13 protein-coding genes are annotated in these 12,475 nt (G+C 63.3%); 7 read left to right on the top strand and 6 right to left on the bottom strand.

What is annotated here, in order from left to right; translation table 11 throughout:
• Nucleotides 1-16: 16 nt before the first annotated feature.
• Nucleotides 17-1,174: an acyl-CoA dehydrogenase family protein gene (locus NSE01_RS03830; RefSeq protein WP_147158301.1), complete on the top strand. Its 1,158-nt coding sequence runs from the start codon at nucleotides 17-19 to the stop codon at nucleotides 1,172-1,174.
• Nucleotides 1,175-1,307: 133 nt separating this feature from the next.
• Entirely contained in the window at nucleotides 1,308-1,745 is a 438-nt protein-coding gene (locus NSE01_RS03825; RefSeq protein WP_147158300.1) for a CHRD domain-containing protein, read from the top strand.
• Between the two features lie 6 nt (nucleotides 1,746-1,751).
• Here NSE01_RS03825 and NSE01_RS03820 read toward each other — a convergent pair whose 3' ends face one another.
• Both NSE01_RS03820 and NSE01_RS03815 read right to left on the bottom strand, forming a co-directional pair.
• Nucleotides 1,752-2,681, bottom strand: a complete 930-nt coding sequence (locus tag NSE01_RS03820) for an MBL fold metallo-hydrolase (protein ID WP_170233754.1) — start codon at nucleotides 2,679-2,681, stop codon at nucleotides 1,752-1,754.
• 94 nt (nucleotides 2,682-2,775) lie between these two features.
• On the bottom strand, nucleotides 2,776-3,102 hold the full coding sequence (locus NSE01_RS03815; RefSeq protein WP_147158298.1) for a hypothetical protein: 327 nt from the start codon (nucleotides 3,100-3,102) through the stop codon (nucleotides 2,776-2,778).
• Between the two features lie 181 nt (nucleotides 3,103-3,283).
• On the opposite strand from NSE01_RS03815, the gene NSE01_RS03810 reads away from it, so the two are divergent.
• The 4 genes from NSE01_RS03810 to NSE01_RS03795 all read left to right on the top strand — a co-directional run bounded on the left by NSE01_RS03810 (nucleotide 3,284) and on the right by NSE01_RS03795 (nucleotide 6,090).
• Complete coding sequence (locus NSE01_RS03810) at nucleotides 3,284-4,102, top strand: AraC family transcriptional regulator (protein ID WP_147158297.1); 819 nt, start codon at nucleotides 3,284-3,286, stop codon at nucleotides 4,100-4,102.
• Nucleotides 4,103-4,133: 31 nt separating this feature from the next.
• Nucleotides 4,134-5,075, top strand: coding sequence for a CPBP family intramembrane glutamic endopeptidase (locus NSE01_RS03805; protein ID WP_147158296.1), 942 nt, complete (start codon nucleotides 4,134-4,136; stop codon nucleotides 5,073-5,075).
• 160 nt (nucleotides 5,076-5,235) lie between these two features.
• The gene (locus NSE01_RS03800) at nucleotides 5,236-5,550 is read left to right on the top strand and encodes a hypothetical protein (RefSeq protein WP_147158295.1); all 315 of its coding nucleotides are present in this window, start codon (nucleotides 5,236-5,238) and stop codon (nucleotides 5,548-5,550) included.
• A 111-nt stretch (nucleotides 5,551-5,661) separates the two neighbouring features.
• Nucleotides 5,662-6,090, top strand: a complete 429-nt coding sequence (locus NSE01_RS03795) for a hypothetical protein (protein ID WP_147158294.1) — start codon at nucleotides 5,662-5,664, stop codon at nucleotides 6,088-6,090.
• A 1,508-nt stretch (nucleotides 6,091-7,598) separates the two neighbouring features.
• On the opposite strand, the gene NSE01_RS03790 is transcribed toward NSE01_RS03795, so the two are convergent.
• The 3 genes from NSE01_RS03790 to NSE01_RS03780 all read right to left on the bottom strand — a co-directional run bounded on the left by NSE01_RS03790 (nucleotide 7,599) and on the right by NSE01_RS03780 (nucleotide 10,605).
• Nucleotides 7,599-8,813 carry an argininosuccinate synthase gene (locus NSE01_RS03790; RefSeq protein WP_147158293.1) on the bottom strand — a complete coding sequence of 405 codons (1,215 nt, stop codon included), beginning with the start codon at nucleotides 8,811-8,813 and terminating at the stop codon, nucleotides 7,599-7,601.
• Between the two features lie 83 nt (nucleotides 8,814-8,896).
• Nucleotides 8,897-10,135 carry an SAM-dependent methyltransferase gene (locus NSE01_RS03785; protein ID WP_147158379.1) on the bottom strand — a complete coding sequence of 413 codons (1,239 nt, stop codon included), beginning with the start codon at nucleotides 10,133-10,135 and terminating at the stop codon, nucleotides 8,897-8,899.
• Nucleotides 10,136-10,233: 98 nt separating this feature from the next.
• Complete coding sequence (locus tag NSE01_RS03780) at nucleotides 10,234-10,605, bottom strand: glycine zipper 2TM domain-containing protein (protein WP_147158292.1); 372 nt, start codon at nucleotides 10,603-10,605, stop codon at nucleotides 10,234-10,236.
• A 209-nt stretch (nucleotides 10,606-10,814) separates the two neighbouring features.
• On the opposite strand from NSE01_RS03780, the gene NSE01_RS03775 reads away from it, so the two are divergent.
• On the top strand, nucleotides 10,815-11,963 hold the full coding sequence (locus NSE01_RS03775) for a hypothetical protein (protein ID WP_147158291.1): 1,149 nt from the start codon (nucleotides 10,815-10,817) through the stop codon (nucleotides 11,961-11,963).
• A 23-nt stretch (nucleotides 11,964-11,986) separates the two neighbouring features.
• On the opposite strand, the gene NSE01_RS03770 is transcribed toward NSE01_RS03775, so the two are convergent.
• Nucleotides 11,987-12,448, bottom strand: coding sequence for a hypothetical protein (locus NSE01_RS03770; protein ID WP_147158290.1), 462 nt, complete (start codon nucleotides 12,446-12,448; stop codon nucleotides 11,987-11,989).
• Between the last annotated feature and the right edge of the window lie 27 nt (nucleotides 12,449-12,475).

Genomic DNA, 12,475 nt, shown 5'->3' with positions numbered 1-12,475 from the left:
TTCGGTGGAGAGGGACATGAGCCAGGAAGAAACCTTTGCAGACCTGCGCGAAGGCGTGCGCAAACTCTGCGCGCGGTTCCCCGGCAGCTACTGGCAGGCGCTTGACCGCGACCGGACGTACCCCACCGAATTCGTTACCACGCTCGCGCAGGAAGGCTGGCTGTCGGTCCTCGTGCCTGAGGCTTACGGCGGCTCAGGCCTCGGCGTCGCGGCGGCGACGGCGGTGCTCGAGGAAGTCCATCGTTCGGGCTGCAACGGCGGCGCGGCCCATGCGCAGATGTACACGATGGGCACGCTCCTGCGCCACGGCTCCGATGCGCAGAAGGAGCGCTACCTCCCCGCCATCGCGCGCGGCGATCTGCGCCTGCAGGCCTTCGGCGTGACCGAACCGACCAGCGGCACCGATACCACGCGCCTCAAGACTTTCGCCCGCCGCGATGGCGACCGTTACATCGTCAACGGCCAGAAGATCTGGATCAGCCGCGCCGAACACTCCGATCTCATGGTCCTCCTCGTGCGCACCACGCCGCGAGAGGAATGCGCCCGCCCGACCGAGGGCATGAGCGTCCTCCTCGTCGACATGCGCGAAGCTGTCGGCAATGGCCTCACCATCCGCCCGATCCGCACGATGCTCAACCACGCCACGACCGAGCTGTTCTTCGACGATCTCTCGGTCCCCGCCGAAAACCTCATCGGCAAGGAAGGGGAGGGCTTCCGCTACATCCTCTCCGGCATGAACGCCGAACGCATCCTTATCGCGTCCGAATGCATCGGCGATGCGCGCTTCTTCATCGATCGCGCCGCCGCCTATGCCAAGGATCGCAGCGTGTTCGGCCGTCCCATCGGGCAGAATCAGGGCGTCCAGTTCCCCATCGCCCGCGCCTATATCCAGACCACCGCCGCCGCGCAGATGGTGGCGGATGCCGCCGCGAAGTTCGATGCAGGCGAAACCGCTGGCACCGAGGCCAACATGGCCAAGCTGCTCGCCTCCGAAGCCTCATGGTTCGCGGCGGACATGTGCGTCCAGACCCACGGCGGCTTCGGCTTCGCCGAGGAATACGACATCGAGCGCAAGTTCCGTGAAACCCGGCTCTATCAGGTCGCGCCGATCTCCTCGAACCTGATCCTCAGCCATGTCGCCACACACGTGCTGGGCCTTCCGAAGAGCTTCTGAGACAAACCTTTGCGCGCAGCGCCGGGAGGCGTAGGATCATGCCGCGCGCGGAAACTTGGCCCGAGTCTGAAAGGCTTGCCCGATCGACTTGTCCGAAGGCCATGGCCGCGCCCGCCTGCATGGAGAAGATGCGATGACCAAGGTTTCCGCTCCCGCCCTGATCCTCACGCTGAGCGCCGCCGCGCTCGCGCTCACCCCCGTCGCCGCGGCGGCTGAAACGGTGGTCCTCACCGCCACGCTCTCCGGCGCCAACGAAGTCGGCGGCGGCGCTCCCGATGGCAACGGCGCCTTCCGCGTGGAGATCAACACCGAAACCGGCGATTTCTGCTACACGCTCTACGGCGAGAAGATTTCCGCGCCCACCATGGCCCACGTCCACACCGGCGCTGCGGGCACGAACGGCGGCCCGGTCATCACCATGGACGTCACCGGCAAGGGCAGCGACATGTGCATCGCGGTCGAGCCTGAAAAGCTGAAGCCCATCGTCGCCAACCCGGCTGGGTACTACGTCAACATCCACACGGCGGATTTCCCCGGCGGCGCGGTGCGCGGCCAGCTCACCAAGGGCTGAGCGCGCCTAGATCGCTATGCGGGCCAGATCGCTGCCAAGCACGATATGGCCCGCATATACCGACCGGATGACCGCAAGGTCGGTCTTGGTCACCGTGCCGACATGCGTCAGCACCAGTTCGCGGACACCGGCCCCTGCCGCCAGCTTGCCCACCTCCAGCGGCGAAAGGTGCTCGGCGTCCATATGGCTGCGCACCATCGGCGGCACAGCGGCGCGGTCTTCCAGCGAGGCCATTTCCGCCACCAGCACATCCGCGCCCTTGGCAAATGCCGTCACGTCCGCTGATGGGCCGGTATCGCCGGTGAACACAATGGTGTGCCCATGCCCCTCGAACTTCAGCGAGAACGACTGCTCCTGCTGCCCGCCCGCCAGTGGCGGAAGGTGGAAATGCGTGTTGGCGAGGGCAGAGACGCGCACGGTGCCATCATCGAACACCACGCCCGCAGAGAACTCCTGCGTGCCTAGAAAATCGGCTGGCGAGTGCGGCAAGTGGTTCTCGATCATGCGGATGCGCGCGCTCGGCATCATGACGGACTTCACCCCGTCGCCCAGCGCATTCGTCCCCGGCGGCCCAAACACCGCAAGCTTGGGCGCGCGCGTGGTATAGGCAAACGAGGCGAGGGCTGGCAGTCCGGCATAGTGATCGTCATGCAGGTGCGTCAGGAAAACGGTCGGCACATCGGCCGCCTGCATCCCGGCCTTGCCAAGCTGATGGACGACACCTTCGCCGGCATCGATCAGGTATGACTTGCCGCCGATGGCAAGCAGCGTGGCGATGCCCGCCCGATCGGGCCGGGCAATGGGGCCGCCCGAAGTGCCAAGAAGCACGATCGAATCCCCGCCGCCGCGGGCGAGGGCAAGGTCTGCTCCGGACGCACACGCAAGAGCCCACGCAGCGGCGCTCGCCAGACCCAGTTTTCGCCTTGCTCGCTTCATTCGGTCCGCTCCATCACAAGGGCCAATCTCTGGCATCGTAGGCCGCCCACGCCGCAATCGGTCCAAGTCGGACCACTAGTTTGGAGGCCATGATTCAGCCAATGGCTCGCGGATCGGCCAGATCGATCGGCGCGCGATGCTCGAAAGGCGTGGTCCCAGTTGCCGCAATCACCCCGGCCTGCGTTGGCGGATAGGGTTTCCAGAATTGCCCTCCGGTCACCTGCGCCATCTCGATGTTGTATGATTGGAAGCGCGCCTCCACCGTGCCGATCCGCGGCAGCGGAGCCACTGCGATCCGGCTGGCTGACAATGGGCGTGCCTGCGGCGGTGCCGGCGCAAGCAGCAGTGCGAACACGGCGGCCAGCGGCACCCCGCGGCGCAGGCCTGCTTTGCGATGTGCTCTCGATGCTCGGGCCGACATTGCGCGCCCATCTCCCACGTTGTTTCAGCGGAGGAAACATGCGCGGTATCATCTGTCAAATTGAGGCAATTGCTGATGTTTCATAACAGAAATTCATGGTTTTGCCCGCTCCTGAAAGAAGCTGCCCCGGCGGCAGCGCCAGCCACTTGCGAACACTCGGTTCCGGGCCAATATCGATTGGATGCACTCCAATGCGGAACATCACGATGCCGGTCTGCAAGGTTCCGGGGTCGAACGTATTGAAGCACAGCTTCGCGCTGGAGCGTTCTCGCCGCACCGCCACGATACCTACACGATCGCGGTGACGACAACCGGCGTGCAATCGTTCAATTACCTCGGGCAGCGCTGGCAGTCGCTGCCCGGGCAAGCGGTGATCCTCCATCCTGACGAAGTGCACGATGGCTACTGCAGCGACCACACCGGCTTTTCCTACCGGGCGGCCTATCTGCCGCCTGCCCATGTCCAGACCGTGATCGGCGGAGCGGCGCTGCCCTTTCTCGCCGCAGGGGTTTCAACCGACGCCGATCTGGTCGCCGCGACGCTTGGCCTGATCGCGATGTGCACCGCCGAGGTTGATCTCTTCGGCTATCAGGATGCACTCCACCAGTTCGTATCCGCGCTGCAGCGCTGCGAAGGCGGCCCGCCGCCCGTCAGGCGCAATGCCAATCGCGAAGCCGTGATGCGGGTGCGCGAATTCCTCGACAGCGTTCCCGCTCCCGGCACGAACCTCGATCAGCTCGAAGAACTCGCCGGCTATGACCGCTGGCAGCTTTCGCGCGATTTCCGTGCGCTCTTGGGCACCAGTCCCTATCGCTATCTGCAATGCCGCAGGCTTGAGCGAGCGCGGCAGCTTCTGGGCAACGGGCTTGGTCTGGCCGCAGCAGCCCACGAGGCCGGATTTGCTGACCAGAGCCACTTTGGCCGGGTCTTCAGGCGCACCTTCGGGACCACGCCGCTGGCCTGGCACCGATCCGGGCAGCCGCGCACAATCATTCTATAAGGCCCGCCAGCCCCCGGACTAAGGGTCCGGCATGAACCAAACCATCTTTTCTCCCGAACCGCACCGCGGCTGGCTGCCCTGGGCCTCGCTTTCGCCAGTGGTCTGCATCCTGCTCGTCGCGTTCTCCAGCCTCCCGCTTGATTATGGCCTTGAATGGATGGGCGTGTTCGATGCCAAGGGGCAGCCACGGACCGCATCGCTGTTTTGCCTGAACCTGATGTTGCCATTCGCAGCGATGGGCGCCGCGGTCTGGCTCTGGTCGCGGCTCATCGAACGCCGCAGCCTCGCGACCATGGGCTTGGCCGGCACGCAGCGGCTGCGCCAGCACCTGACGGGACTGGCGATCGGGGTTGGCATGATGGTCCTCGCGGTCATGTCGATCTGGCTTGCCGGGGGATATGTCGGCAAAGGCGTCCTTCCCGCCTTTGCCTCTCCCGCATCGCTGTTCTGGATCGCGGTTCTGCTGCCCTGCTTTGCTTTCCAATCGGGCGTGGAGGAGTTCATCTTCCGCGGCTGGCTGCTTTCGGCGGCGACACGCCGCGGGAATCTGGCGGCGGGATTCCTCGCCAGTTCGCTCGCCTTCACGTTTCTTCATTTCTCGCCGCACCAGCCGGTCCGCGAGATGATCTTGACGTTCACCTTCGGAGTGTTCGCTTGCGCCTGGGCCTGGCGCGCAGGCAACATCTGGGGCGTGATGGGCTGGCATGCGGGCTGGAACTGGATCACAGGCGTCGGCTTCGCCCTGCCGATCACCGGGTTCGATCTGCATTTGCCGGCCTTGTTGGTGCAACTGACGCCGTCGGGCCCTGATTTCCTGACCGGCGGGCCCGATGGACCGGAGGGCAGCGTGCTGACGATCATCATGCTGGCCGTGGCCACGCCGCTCCTGCTGCTGTGGCCGAGAGACTCACGTACCGCACCGCAGCGGACTCCAGCACAAGGCTCTGAATCGGCAACGCAGGAATCCGCGTAAGGTGTCTGCCTTGTCGGCGACACCGATTGGCGTATCGCCCCCGAACGGCAGTTCGATCCGCTGTTGCTCATGGAATTGGCCGGTCAGCTTTCGCCCACTTGCGGACATGAATTTTTCCGTTCCTATTGCCCGATAGCAGACATTCCAGCAGGATTGGCAAATGACCCGCGTACGGCAGACCTTCACCAACGAACTACCCGAAGATGTTGTAGTATTTGTCGAAATGGAATGCTGGTGCTGGTCGCTAAAGCCCGGTGAGAAGCTAACTGTCGACTATGATGTTAGTGGTTTTGCCCCTGAATGGGAGCCACTACCGATCGGTCTATCGATAGATGGTGCCGGTGCAGATCGACGTTTCATGCTGACGCTATGGCAGCAGGGGAAAACCCAAAGCTCCTTTTTCATTGATGGCGCCGCGATTGTGGTTGACGGCTCGCTCACGTCACTCGGCGCTGACCGCTTTATTGGCGGCTGAATGTACGGTTTGAGGAGTTACCGACTGAAAGCAAACCGTCGCCTTCCCACCAGAATAAGACGTGTGGCTCCGCCCACTTGCGGACGTTCGGGCTCAAGCTAGGCTTGGCCGATGAGTGAGAGATTTGATCGCCTATTCAGCCGCGCGGAAGCGATTTTGGACCGCAGGTCGATCGGCCTCGGGATGCCGATTTTGCAGGCACTCGCTCACCGCCGCTATGGGCCTGCAATGCTGAGCCTTGCTGCCCGCAAAACCGAGACGGGAATGCGAACGAGCCTTGGGCGTATCAATGACGCGTCAAGCCCCGCCGGTTTGATGTATCGGGCTTACCGTCAAGGCGAAGTCAACGCTGCCCAGAATTTCGCTCTCACACTTTTCTACGTAGGCGATCTTGCTGGATACCGTCTCTGGCTGCAGCGTGCTGCAAAATGCGGCGACGAAGATGCTGCTAGAGAGTTGAACAGGTTTGAGATCCGCCAACCCTATCCACTAGCCCGACTGACAAATCGCATCCGTCCGTTTCGCCGTGATGGCAGCTAACTAGCAGAATGTGACGGGCGGCTACCGCCCAGTTGCGGACGTAGCGTGTATCGTGCAATCAACCTCAATGTGCTTACGAACAATCGCCAAGGGATCGCTTGTTGCGTTGGCTGTTCCGGCCACGCTGTTATCTGCTACGTATTTGTTCGTCGGGCTGACTTTTGGATTCAATCTTTGGCGACTAGAACGCCCGTTCACGATCATGCTGTGGTTCGCTGTCGTTCTATTTCCCGTGTTTATTAGCGTCGCCATAAGAGCAACGACCACGCTTCGTCAGTTTTGGATAATGACAACGTTGGCTTGGAGCTTCGCCGCTTTCTGGGGTTTTGTAAACTTCGTGTGGATGCCTTGGACATACGGTGGTCCTTGGGGCTGGTGAAGGCAATGACCGCTTCTCACCAATCCCGGCCCTTATCATACTCACAAACGAAGCGCGGTGATCTGAGCAAGCCCCTCCTGACCACCCCGATCATCAGGTGAGGTTGGATCCATAAATAACAGACGCGTCTGTTATTTATAAAGCGCTGTCCTACAATGTCCGATCTGCGGCATCGTGCGTCGATGTTTCGCGAATCCCATGAAATTCCGCCCGTCTTTGGCCCGCATGGGGGCGATCAGGAGGGCTGGGCGGGGGTGGACAGTTTCGTCCATGGACTGTGTCAACTGTGTCAACTTGTCCCGCGGCGGGATCGCGCCCACAAACAAATGAGGGCCGGCATTGCTGCCGGCCCCCACTGTCGCCGCTGCTGGCACTCTGGCTTTCCAGCGCCTGAGCTCACCGCGTCCTTCCGCCGTTCCCTGCCCTTCGGATCCCACCCGGTTGGGCGGTACTCCTCCAGTCCGCTTCGCCGTCCGGTCCCTTCTGCACGCAGAAGCTTCCTTGTCCGCTCAGCCTTCAGTCCTGCGGCGTCCGCAGTTCCTGACCACATGGGCCTGGCAGTCGCTGGTGCCCGTACCGCAGTCCGCGCGTTGCCGCGCCTTCTGCCGCTGCGAGCGTGTTTCCTTGCGCTTTTCCTCCGGGCGACGCTCCCTCCGGTCCGGCCTTGCGGCCTCGCCTTCGGACGTTCTCCCTCGGGGGAGGCAAGGGCCCTTCCGCGCGTCTTGGCGTGCTGCCCCTCGCTCGGCGTTTGCCGGTTCCTGCCCCCGGTCTTGCGACCATCGGCCTTGCCGCATCCGCTTCACGTCGGGACGCCATTCCGGCATCCGGAACCGGCCTTTCCGGTTTGCACTCCACCCGTTCCGAAAGCGCGCCTCAGCACACCAGAACTGGTTTCAATACATACTTTGCTGCCCGGTCCGATTGGTCAATTTCTGCCTTTCAATCAGTGCCTTGCGGCGCTTCTTTCAGGCTTCGTTTCCCTCTCGACAAGACAGATGCTGCGCCTCGTCCGTGAGTCGCACAAGCACGAAAATGCGAAGTTATCCACAGGCAGCCGAATGGCTGGTGGACAACTTCGCAAGCTGCGGAATCGGCTTTGTTTTAGTTTTGTGACGATTCTTCGCGCGGCTTATTGCCCGCGCTGCGCCAGCAATCGAAGCCGGAGGGCGTTGAGCTTGATGAAGCCCGCGGCATCCTTCTGGTCGTAGGCGCCGGCATCGTCCTCGAACGTCACGTGGCGTTCCGAATAGAGGCTGTCGGCAGACTTGCGACCGACGACCGAGGCGTTGCCCTTGTAGAGCTTGAGGCGGACGGTGCCATTTACCCGCGACTGGCTGTGATCGATCGCAGCCTGCAGCATCTCGCGCTCCGGGCTGAACCAGAAGCCGTTGTAGATGAGCTCGGCGTACTTCGGCATCAGCTCGTCCTTGAGGTGCGCGGCACCCCGATCGAGCGTGATGCTTTCGATGCCGCGGTGCGCGCGGGCATAGATCTCGCCGCCCGGGGTTTCGTACATCCCGCGGCTCTTCATCCCGACGAAGCGGTTCTCGACGAGATCGAGGCGGCCAATGCCATGCTTGCGGCCAAGGTCGTTGAGTGCGGCGAGCAGCGTGGCGGGCGACATCGCCTCGCCGTTGAGGGCAACGCCGTCACCCTTCTCGAAATCGATGGTGATGTATTCCGGCGTGTCCGGCGCGTCTTCCGGATTGACGGTGCGGCTGTAGACGTAGTCCGGCGTTTCCTGCCACGGATCTTCCAGCACCTTGCCTTCGGAGGAGGTGTGCAAGAGGTTCGCGTCGGTCGAGAACGGGCTCTCGCCGCGCTTGTCCTTCGGCACCGGGATCTGATGCGCTTCGGCCCAGGCGATCAGCGCGGTGCGGCTCGCAAGGTCCCACTCGCGCCACGGGGCGATGACCTTGATGCCGGGCTCAAGCGCATAGGCCGAGAGTTCGAAACGGACCTGATCGTTGCCCTTGCCGGTGGCGCCGTGCGCGACGGCGTCGGCGCCGGTTTCGCGGGCGATCTCGATCAGGCGCTTGGAAATGAGCGGGCGGGCAATCGAGGTGCCGAGGAGGTAGTCGCCTTCATAGCGCGCATTGGCGCGCATCATCGGGAAGACGAAATCGCGGACGAATTCCTCGCGCAGGTCGTCGATGTAGATATGCTCGGGCTTCACGCCCATCAGCTCGGCCTTGGCGCGGGCCGGCGCGAGTTCCTCACCCTGACCGAGATCGGCGGTGAAGGTCACCACCTCGCAGCCGTAGGTGACCTGCAGCCACTTGAGGATGACGCTGGTATCGAGGCCGCCGGAATAGGCGAGGACGACGCGCTTGATATCGGACATGGCAGCGGGTTTCCCGTGGACAGGTGCAGAATGGCGCGGCGGCTAGCAGGGCCGCGCGCATGGTGCAACCTGTTGGGCGCTGCTTAGGCCCGTCTTGCCGCGCGGTAGGCCAGTTCGGTCTCGTTGATGTAGTTGCGGGTCAACGGCAGGGCATCGCGGTTGCGGACGATCTGGAGCTGGAAATTGACCAGATCACCATGTTCAAAGCCCGTCGCCGCGCCGGCGAGGTAGAACTGCCACATGCGGAAGAAGCGCCCGTCGTAGATGCGGGTGATGGTTTCTTCCTGCTCGGCGCAGCGCTTGTACCATTCGCGCAAGGTCAGCGCGTAGTGCCGGCGCAGGATCTCGCAATCGGTCAGCATGAGCTTGCAAGGCTCGATCGCTGCCATCGTCTCGCTCAGCGAGGGGATGTAGCCGCCGGGAAAGATGTACTTGCGCGTGAAGTCGTCGGTGATGTTGGGCGGGCCGGCGCGGCCGATGGTGTGGAGCAGCATGACGCCGTCCACGCTGAGCAGATCGTGGCACTTGCGGAAGAACGTTTCATAGTTCGGCACGCCGACATGCTCGAACATTCCGACCGAAACGATGCGGTCAAACGGACCCTGCTGGTCGCGGTAGTCAGTGAGGCTGAAGGTGACCTTGTCGGCTACGCCTTCGCGCTCCGCCCAGGCCTTCGCATAGCCGATCTGTTCGACGCTGAGGGAGATGCCATGGATGCTGGCGCCCGAAATCTTGTGGAGGTGGAGTGCAAGTCCGCCCCACCCGCAGCCGATATCGAGCACACGCATTCCGGGCTTCAAATCAAGCTTGGCCGCAATGTGATCCATCTTGGCAAGCTGGGCTTCCTCCAGCGTCGTCACGCCTTCGTCCCAATAGGCGCAGGAATACTGTCGCGCCGGATCGAGGAAGAGGTCGTACAGCCGGTCGTCTAGATCGTAGTGATGCGCGACGTTTCGCTTCGATGAGCGGCGCTGGTTGATCTGGTCGAGCCGGCCGGTGATCGCCACGCGGGCCTTGTCGAAGAGATTCAGGTTGTCGAGATCGCCGCCTTTCTCCCACGGATTGTTGCGGCGGATGAAGCCGACAAAATCCATTATGTCGCCATTCTCGATCGTGACGCGGCCATCCATGAAGCATTCGGCCATCCCAAGGCTGGGATTGCGGGCGATTGCGCCGGGCACGCGCGCATCATGGAGCTTGAGCCCGAGATCGGGCCAGCCGGGCGCGGCCGTCCCATAGCGGCGCTGGCGGCCCGAGGCTTCGGTGACGGTCAGGGTGCCATGCTTCACCAGACGGCGTAGCGCGGCATCAAGCAGGAACATGGACATCAGCGCGACCTCGTTGACCGGTTATGCTGAGCTCTCGCCTATTACGCGCGGACGCTGCGCGAGCAAGCCGCGCAGCGCATAAGTGCATTGCATCAGCGGCAGCGCGAGCCGCTCCGCTCGATCTCTCGGCCGAGCAGCGCGCCGCCGGCAGCGCCGAGGAGGGTGCCGAGCGTGCGATCGCCGCGCGTATCGATTGCGCGGCCGACGAGAGCGCCGCCGACAGCGCCGATCACGAGCCCGGTCGTGCCGTTGCTGCGCTTGCAGTAGTAACGACCATCGCGCCCGCGCCAGACCTGATCACGGCTGCTGAGGGGGCGCGGCTGGACGTAGCGGCCGTACTGATCGTACTCGCCGCTCTGCGCACGGCGGCCATGGGCGGGGGCCCACGACGGCGGATCGGCAAGCGCCGGTGCGGCGCCGAGGGTGGTAGCGGCAAGGACTGCTGCGGTGAGGAACCTGTTCATGGGTTACATCCCTTTCGATGTTCGCGGACGTGACGGATTTGCTCGCACGAACTTGTGGGCATGATGCCCAACCGCAGATGAACACGGCCGCAAAGGCGACAAGGCGAGGGCAGGGCGCGACGAATTGGGGTTCTGGTTCAAACAACTTTCCTACAAGAACCAAATGGGTTAGTTTTGGCTCGCCTTCCCTGTTTGTCTGGAGAGATTTCATGCCCAATCCGCCAGTTACCTTCCCTGCGTTGTTCACCCCTGCCAATGCTGTTGCCTTTGCCAATCCCGATGGCACCGCGCAGACAGTGAGTAGCGAGGCACCGCTTCCGGTGGCGATTTCCGCCAATACGGGGACGCAGCCCGTGAGCGCTGTCAGTCTGCCGCTTCCGGCGGGTGCTGCTACGGCCGCAAGCCAGTCGGCAACGAACACCGTGCTCGGGACCATTTCCGCCCAACTGCCCGCAACGCTTGGCCAGAAGCCGTTGGCGCAGAGCCTGCCGGTCGCGCCGGCCAGCGATCTTTCCAATCTCGAACCGGGCGCCACGGCCATCACCGGGGCTGCGATGCCCAGCGGAGGAACCGGTATCACCGGCTGGCTATCGGCAATCTATCGTTCGTGCAGCGAAGGCGCGACGGCTTCGGGTAGCGTGACTTCGGCCACGACCGTGATTTCCGCGAGCAACAACCTTTACATGGGCGGCTCGTTCCAGGTGACGAGCCCGGGAACGACGTGCACGATCACTTACGAACAATCGAACGATGGAACCACCTGGGTGACGCTGCCCGTCATCTCGGCGGCACTGCCCTCGGCTGCGCCGACCACCACATCGACGACTGCGGGGGTCTACTCCTACGTCTCATCCGCCGCCTTCGTGCGGGCGCGCGTGTCCACCTATACGAGCGGCACCGTCTCGGTGGTGCTAAGCCAGAAGCAGCAGGTTGCGCCGTCCAGCGGGGTCTCGCTGGCTGCGGGGGGCTCGGGCATCGGCAGCGTGAGCGTGAGCGGCACGGCGACGATCACGGGCAACGTCAACGCCGGCACCGGGTTTACCGACAGCACCACGGCGCTCGCGGCTTCGGCTAGCTTTACCGGCACGGGCCGCGCAAACAGCGCTGGACAGTTCGCGTTCTTCAACGCGACGGCGTTTGCCGATCAGGCTGGCACGCTGTTCATCGACCAGTCGCTGGATACCGGCGCAACTTATCAGGCGATCGCCAATCAGGCGGTGGCGGCGGGCGGTGCGGGCATGTTGTCGGTACGCCTGTGCGGGGCGGTCGGCACGGCGACGTTGTACCGTGTCCGCTATGTCAATGGCGCGACGCTGCAGACGACGTTCCGGCTTTCGAGCAGCTTCTCGGCTAGCTGAGAAGGGCGGATACGCCCCGCTGCCTAGCGCTGCGCAGCGGGGCGATTGCCGCTATTGCGACCGGAGTGTGCATTGTCCGCGGCATACAGGAAGGTGTACTTGCGATGGGTGCGGATGGCCGCGCCCATGAGCGTGATCTCGTTGTCGACATCGATCGAATTCTCTGTCCACGTTCCAGTGAACTTGACCGGAAGGCCGCGGAAATCGCCTTCAGGCGTGTCGCAGGTCCCTTCGATGGCAAAAGTACCGTCCTTGACCTCGAAAACTGTGCGCTTGCAGTTGCTGTTCAGCATCTTCGCGATGAACGCCTCGAACTGCTGGCGTCCGCCAAGATCGAGAAACTGCTCCGAGTGCTTCTCGGCGCCGCTCGGCCGGGACGAAACCAGAGCGTACATGCCCTTTGGGGGAAATGGCGGGGAGTTTCCGAATGCAGACCCCGAGCACGCGACGGTAAGGCTCATCAAAGCGACAGCCCACGTCTTCATTCCCGATCTCCTCTTGCGCAGCCAAAG

The organism is Novosphingobium sediminis, from assembly GCF_007991615.1.
GTDB classification, from domain to species: Bacteria; Pseudomonadota; Alphaproteobacteria; order Sphingomonadales; family Sphingomonadaceae; genus Novosphingobium; species Novosphingobium sediminis.
The sequence above is the reverse complement of the archived record's forward strand: the minus strand, read 5'-3'. Positions and strand labels throughout refer to the sequence as shown.

Excerpts from the sequence above, each read along its gene's own strand:
- NSE01_RS03830 (WP_147158301.1), top strand. The coding sequence starts at position 17 with ATGAGCCAGGAAGAAACCTTTGCAGACCTGCGCGAAGGCGTGCGCAAA.
- NSE01_RS03825 (WP_147158300.1), top strand. The coding sequence starts at position 1,308 with ATGACCAAGGTTTCCGCTCCCGCCCTGATCCTCACGCTGAGCGCCGCC.
- NSE01_RS03820 (WP_170233754.1), bottom strand. The coding sequence starts at position 2,681 with ATGAAGCGAGCAAGGCGAAAACTGGGTCTGGCGAGCGCCGCTGCGTGG.
- NSE01_RS03815 (WP_147158298.1), bottom strand. The coding sequence starts at position 3,102 with ATGTCGGCCCGAGCATCGAGAGCACATCGCAAAGCAGGCCTGCGCCGC.
- NSE01_RS03810 (WP_147158297.1), top strand. The coding sequence starts at position 3,284 with ATGCACTCCAATGCGGAACATCACGATGCCGGTCTGCAAGGTTCCGGG.
- NSE01_RS03805 (WP_147158296.1), top strand. The coding sequence starts at position 4,134 with ATGAACCAAACCATCTTTTCTCCCGAACCGCACCGCGGCTGGCTGCCC.
- NSE01_RS03800 (WP_147158295.1), top strand. The coding sequence starts at position 5,236 with ATGACCCGCGTACGGCAGACCTTCACCAACGAACTACCCGAAGATGTT.
- NSE01_RS03795 (WP_147158294.1), top strand. The coding sequence starts at position 5,662 with ATGAGTGAGAGATTTGATCGCCTATTCAGCCGCGCGGAAGCGATTTTG.
- NSE01_RS03790 (WP_147158293.1), bottom strand. The coding sequence starts at position 8,813 with ATGTCCGATATCAAGCGCGTCGTCCTCGCCTATTCCGGCGGCCTCGAT.
- NSE01_RS03785 (WP_147158379.1), bottom strand. The coding sequence starts at position 10,135 with ATGTTCCTGCTTGATGCCGCGCTACGCCGTCTGGTGAAGCATGGCACC.
- NSE01_RS03780 (WP_147158292.1), bottom strand. The coding sequence starts at position 10,605 with ATGAACAGGTTCCTCACCGCAGCAGTCCTTGCCGCTACCACCCTCGGC.
- NSE01_RS03775 (WP_147158291.1), top strand. The coding sequence starts at position 10,815 with ATGCCCAATCCGCCAGTTACCTTCCCTGCGTTGTTCACCCCTGCCAAT.
- NSE01_RS03770 (WP_147158290.1), bottom strand. The coding sequence starts at position 12,448 with ATGAAGACGTGGGCTGTCGCTTTGATGAGCCTTACCGTCGCGTGCTCG.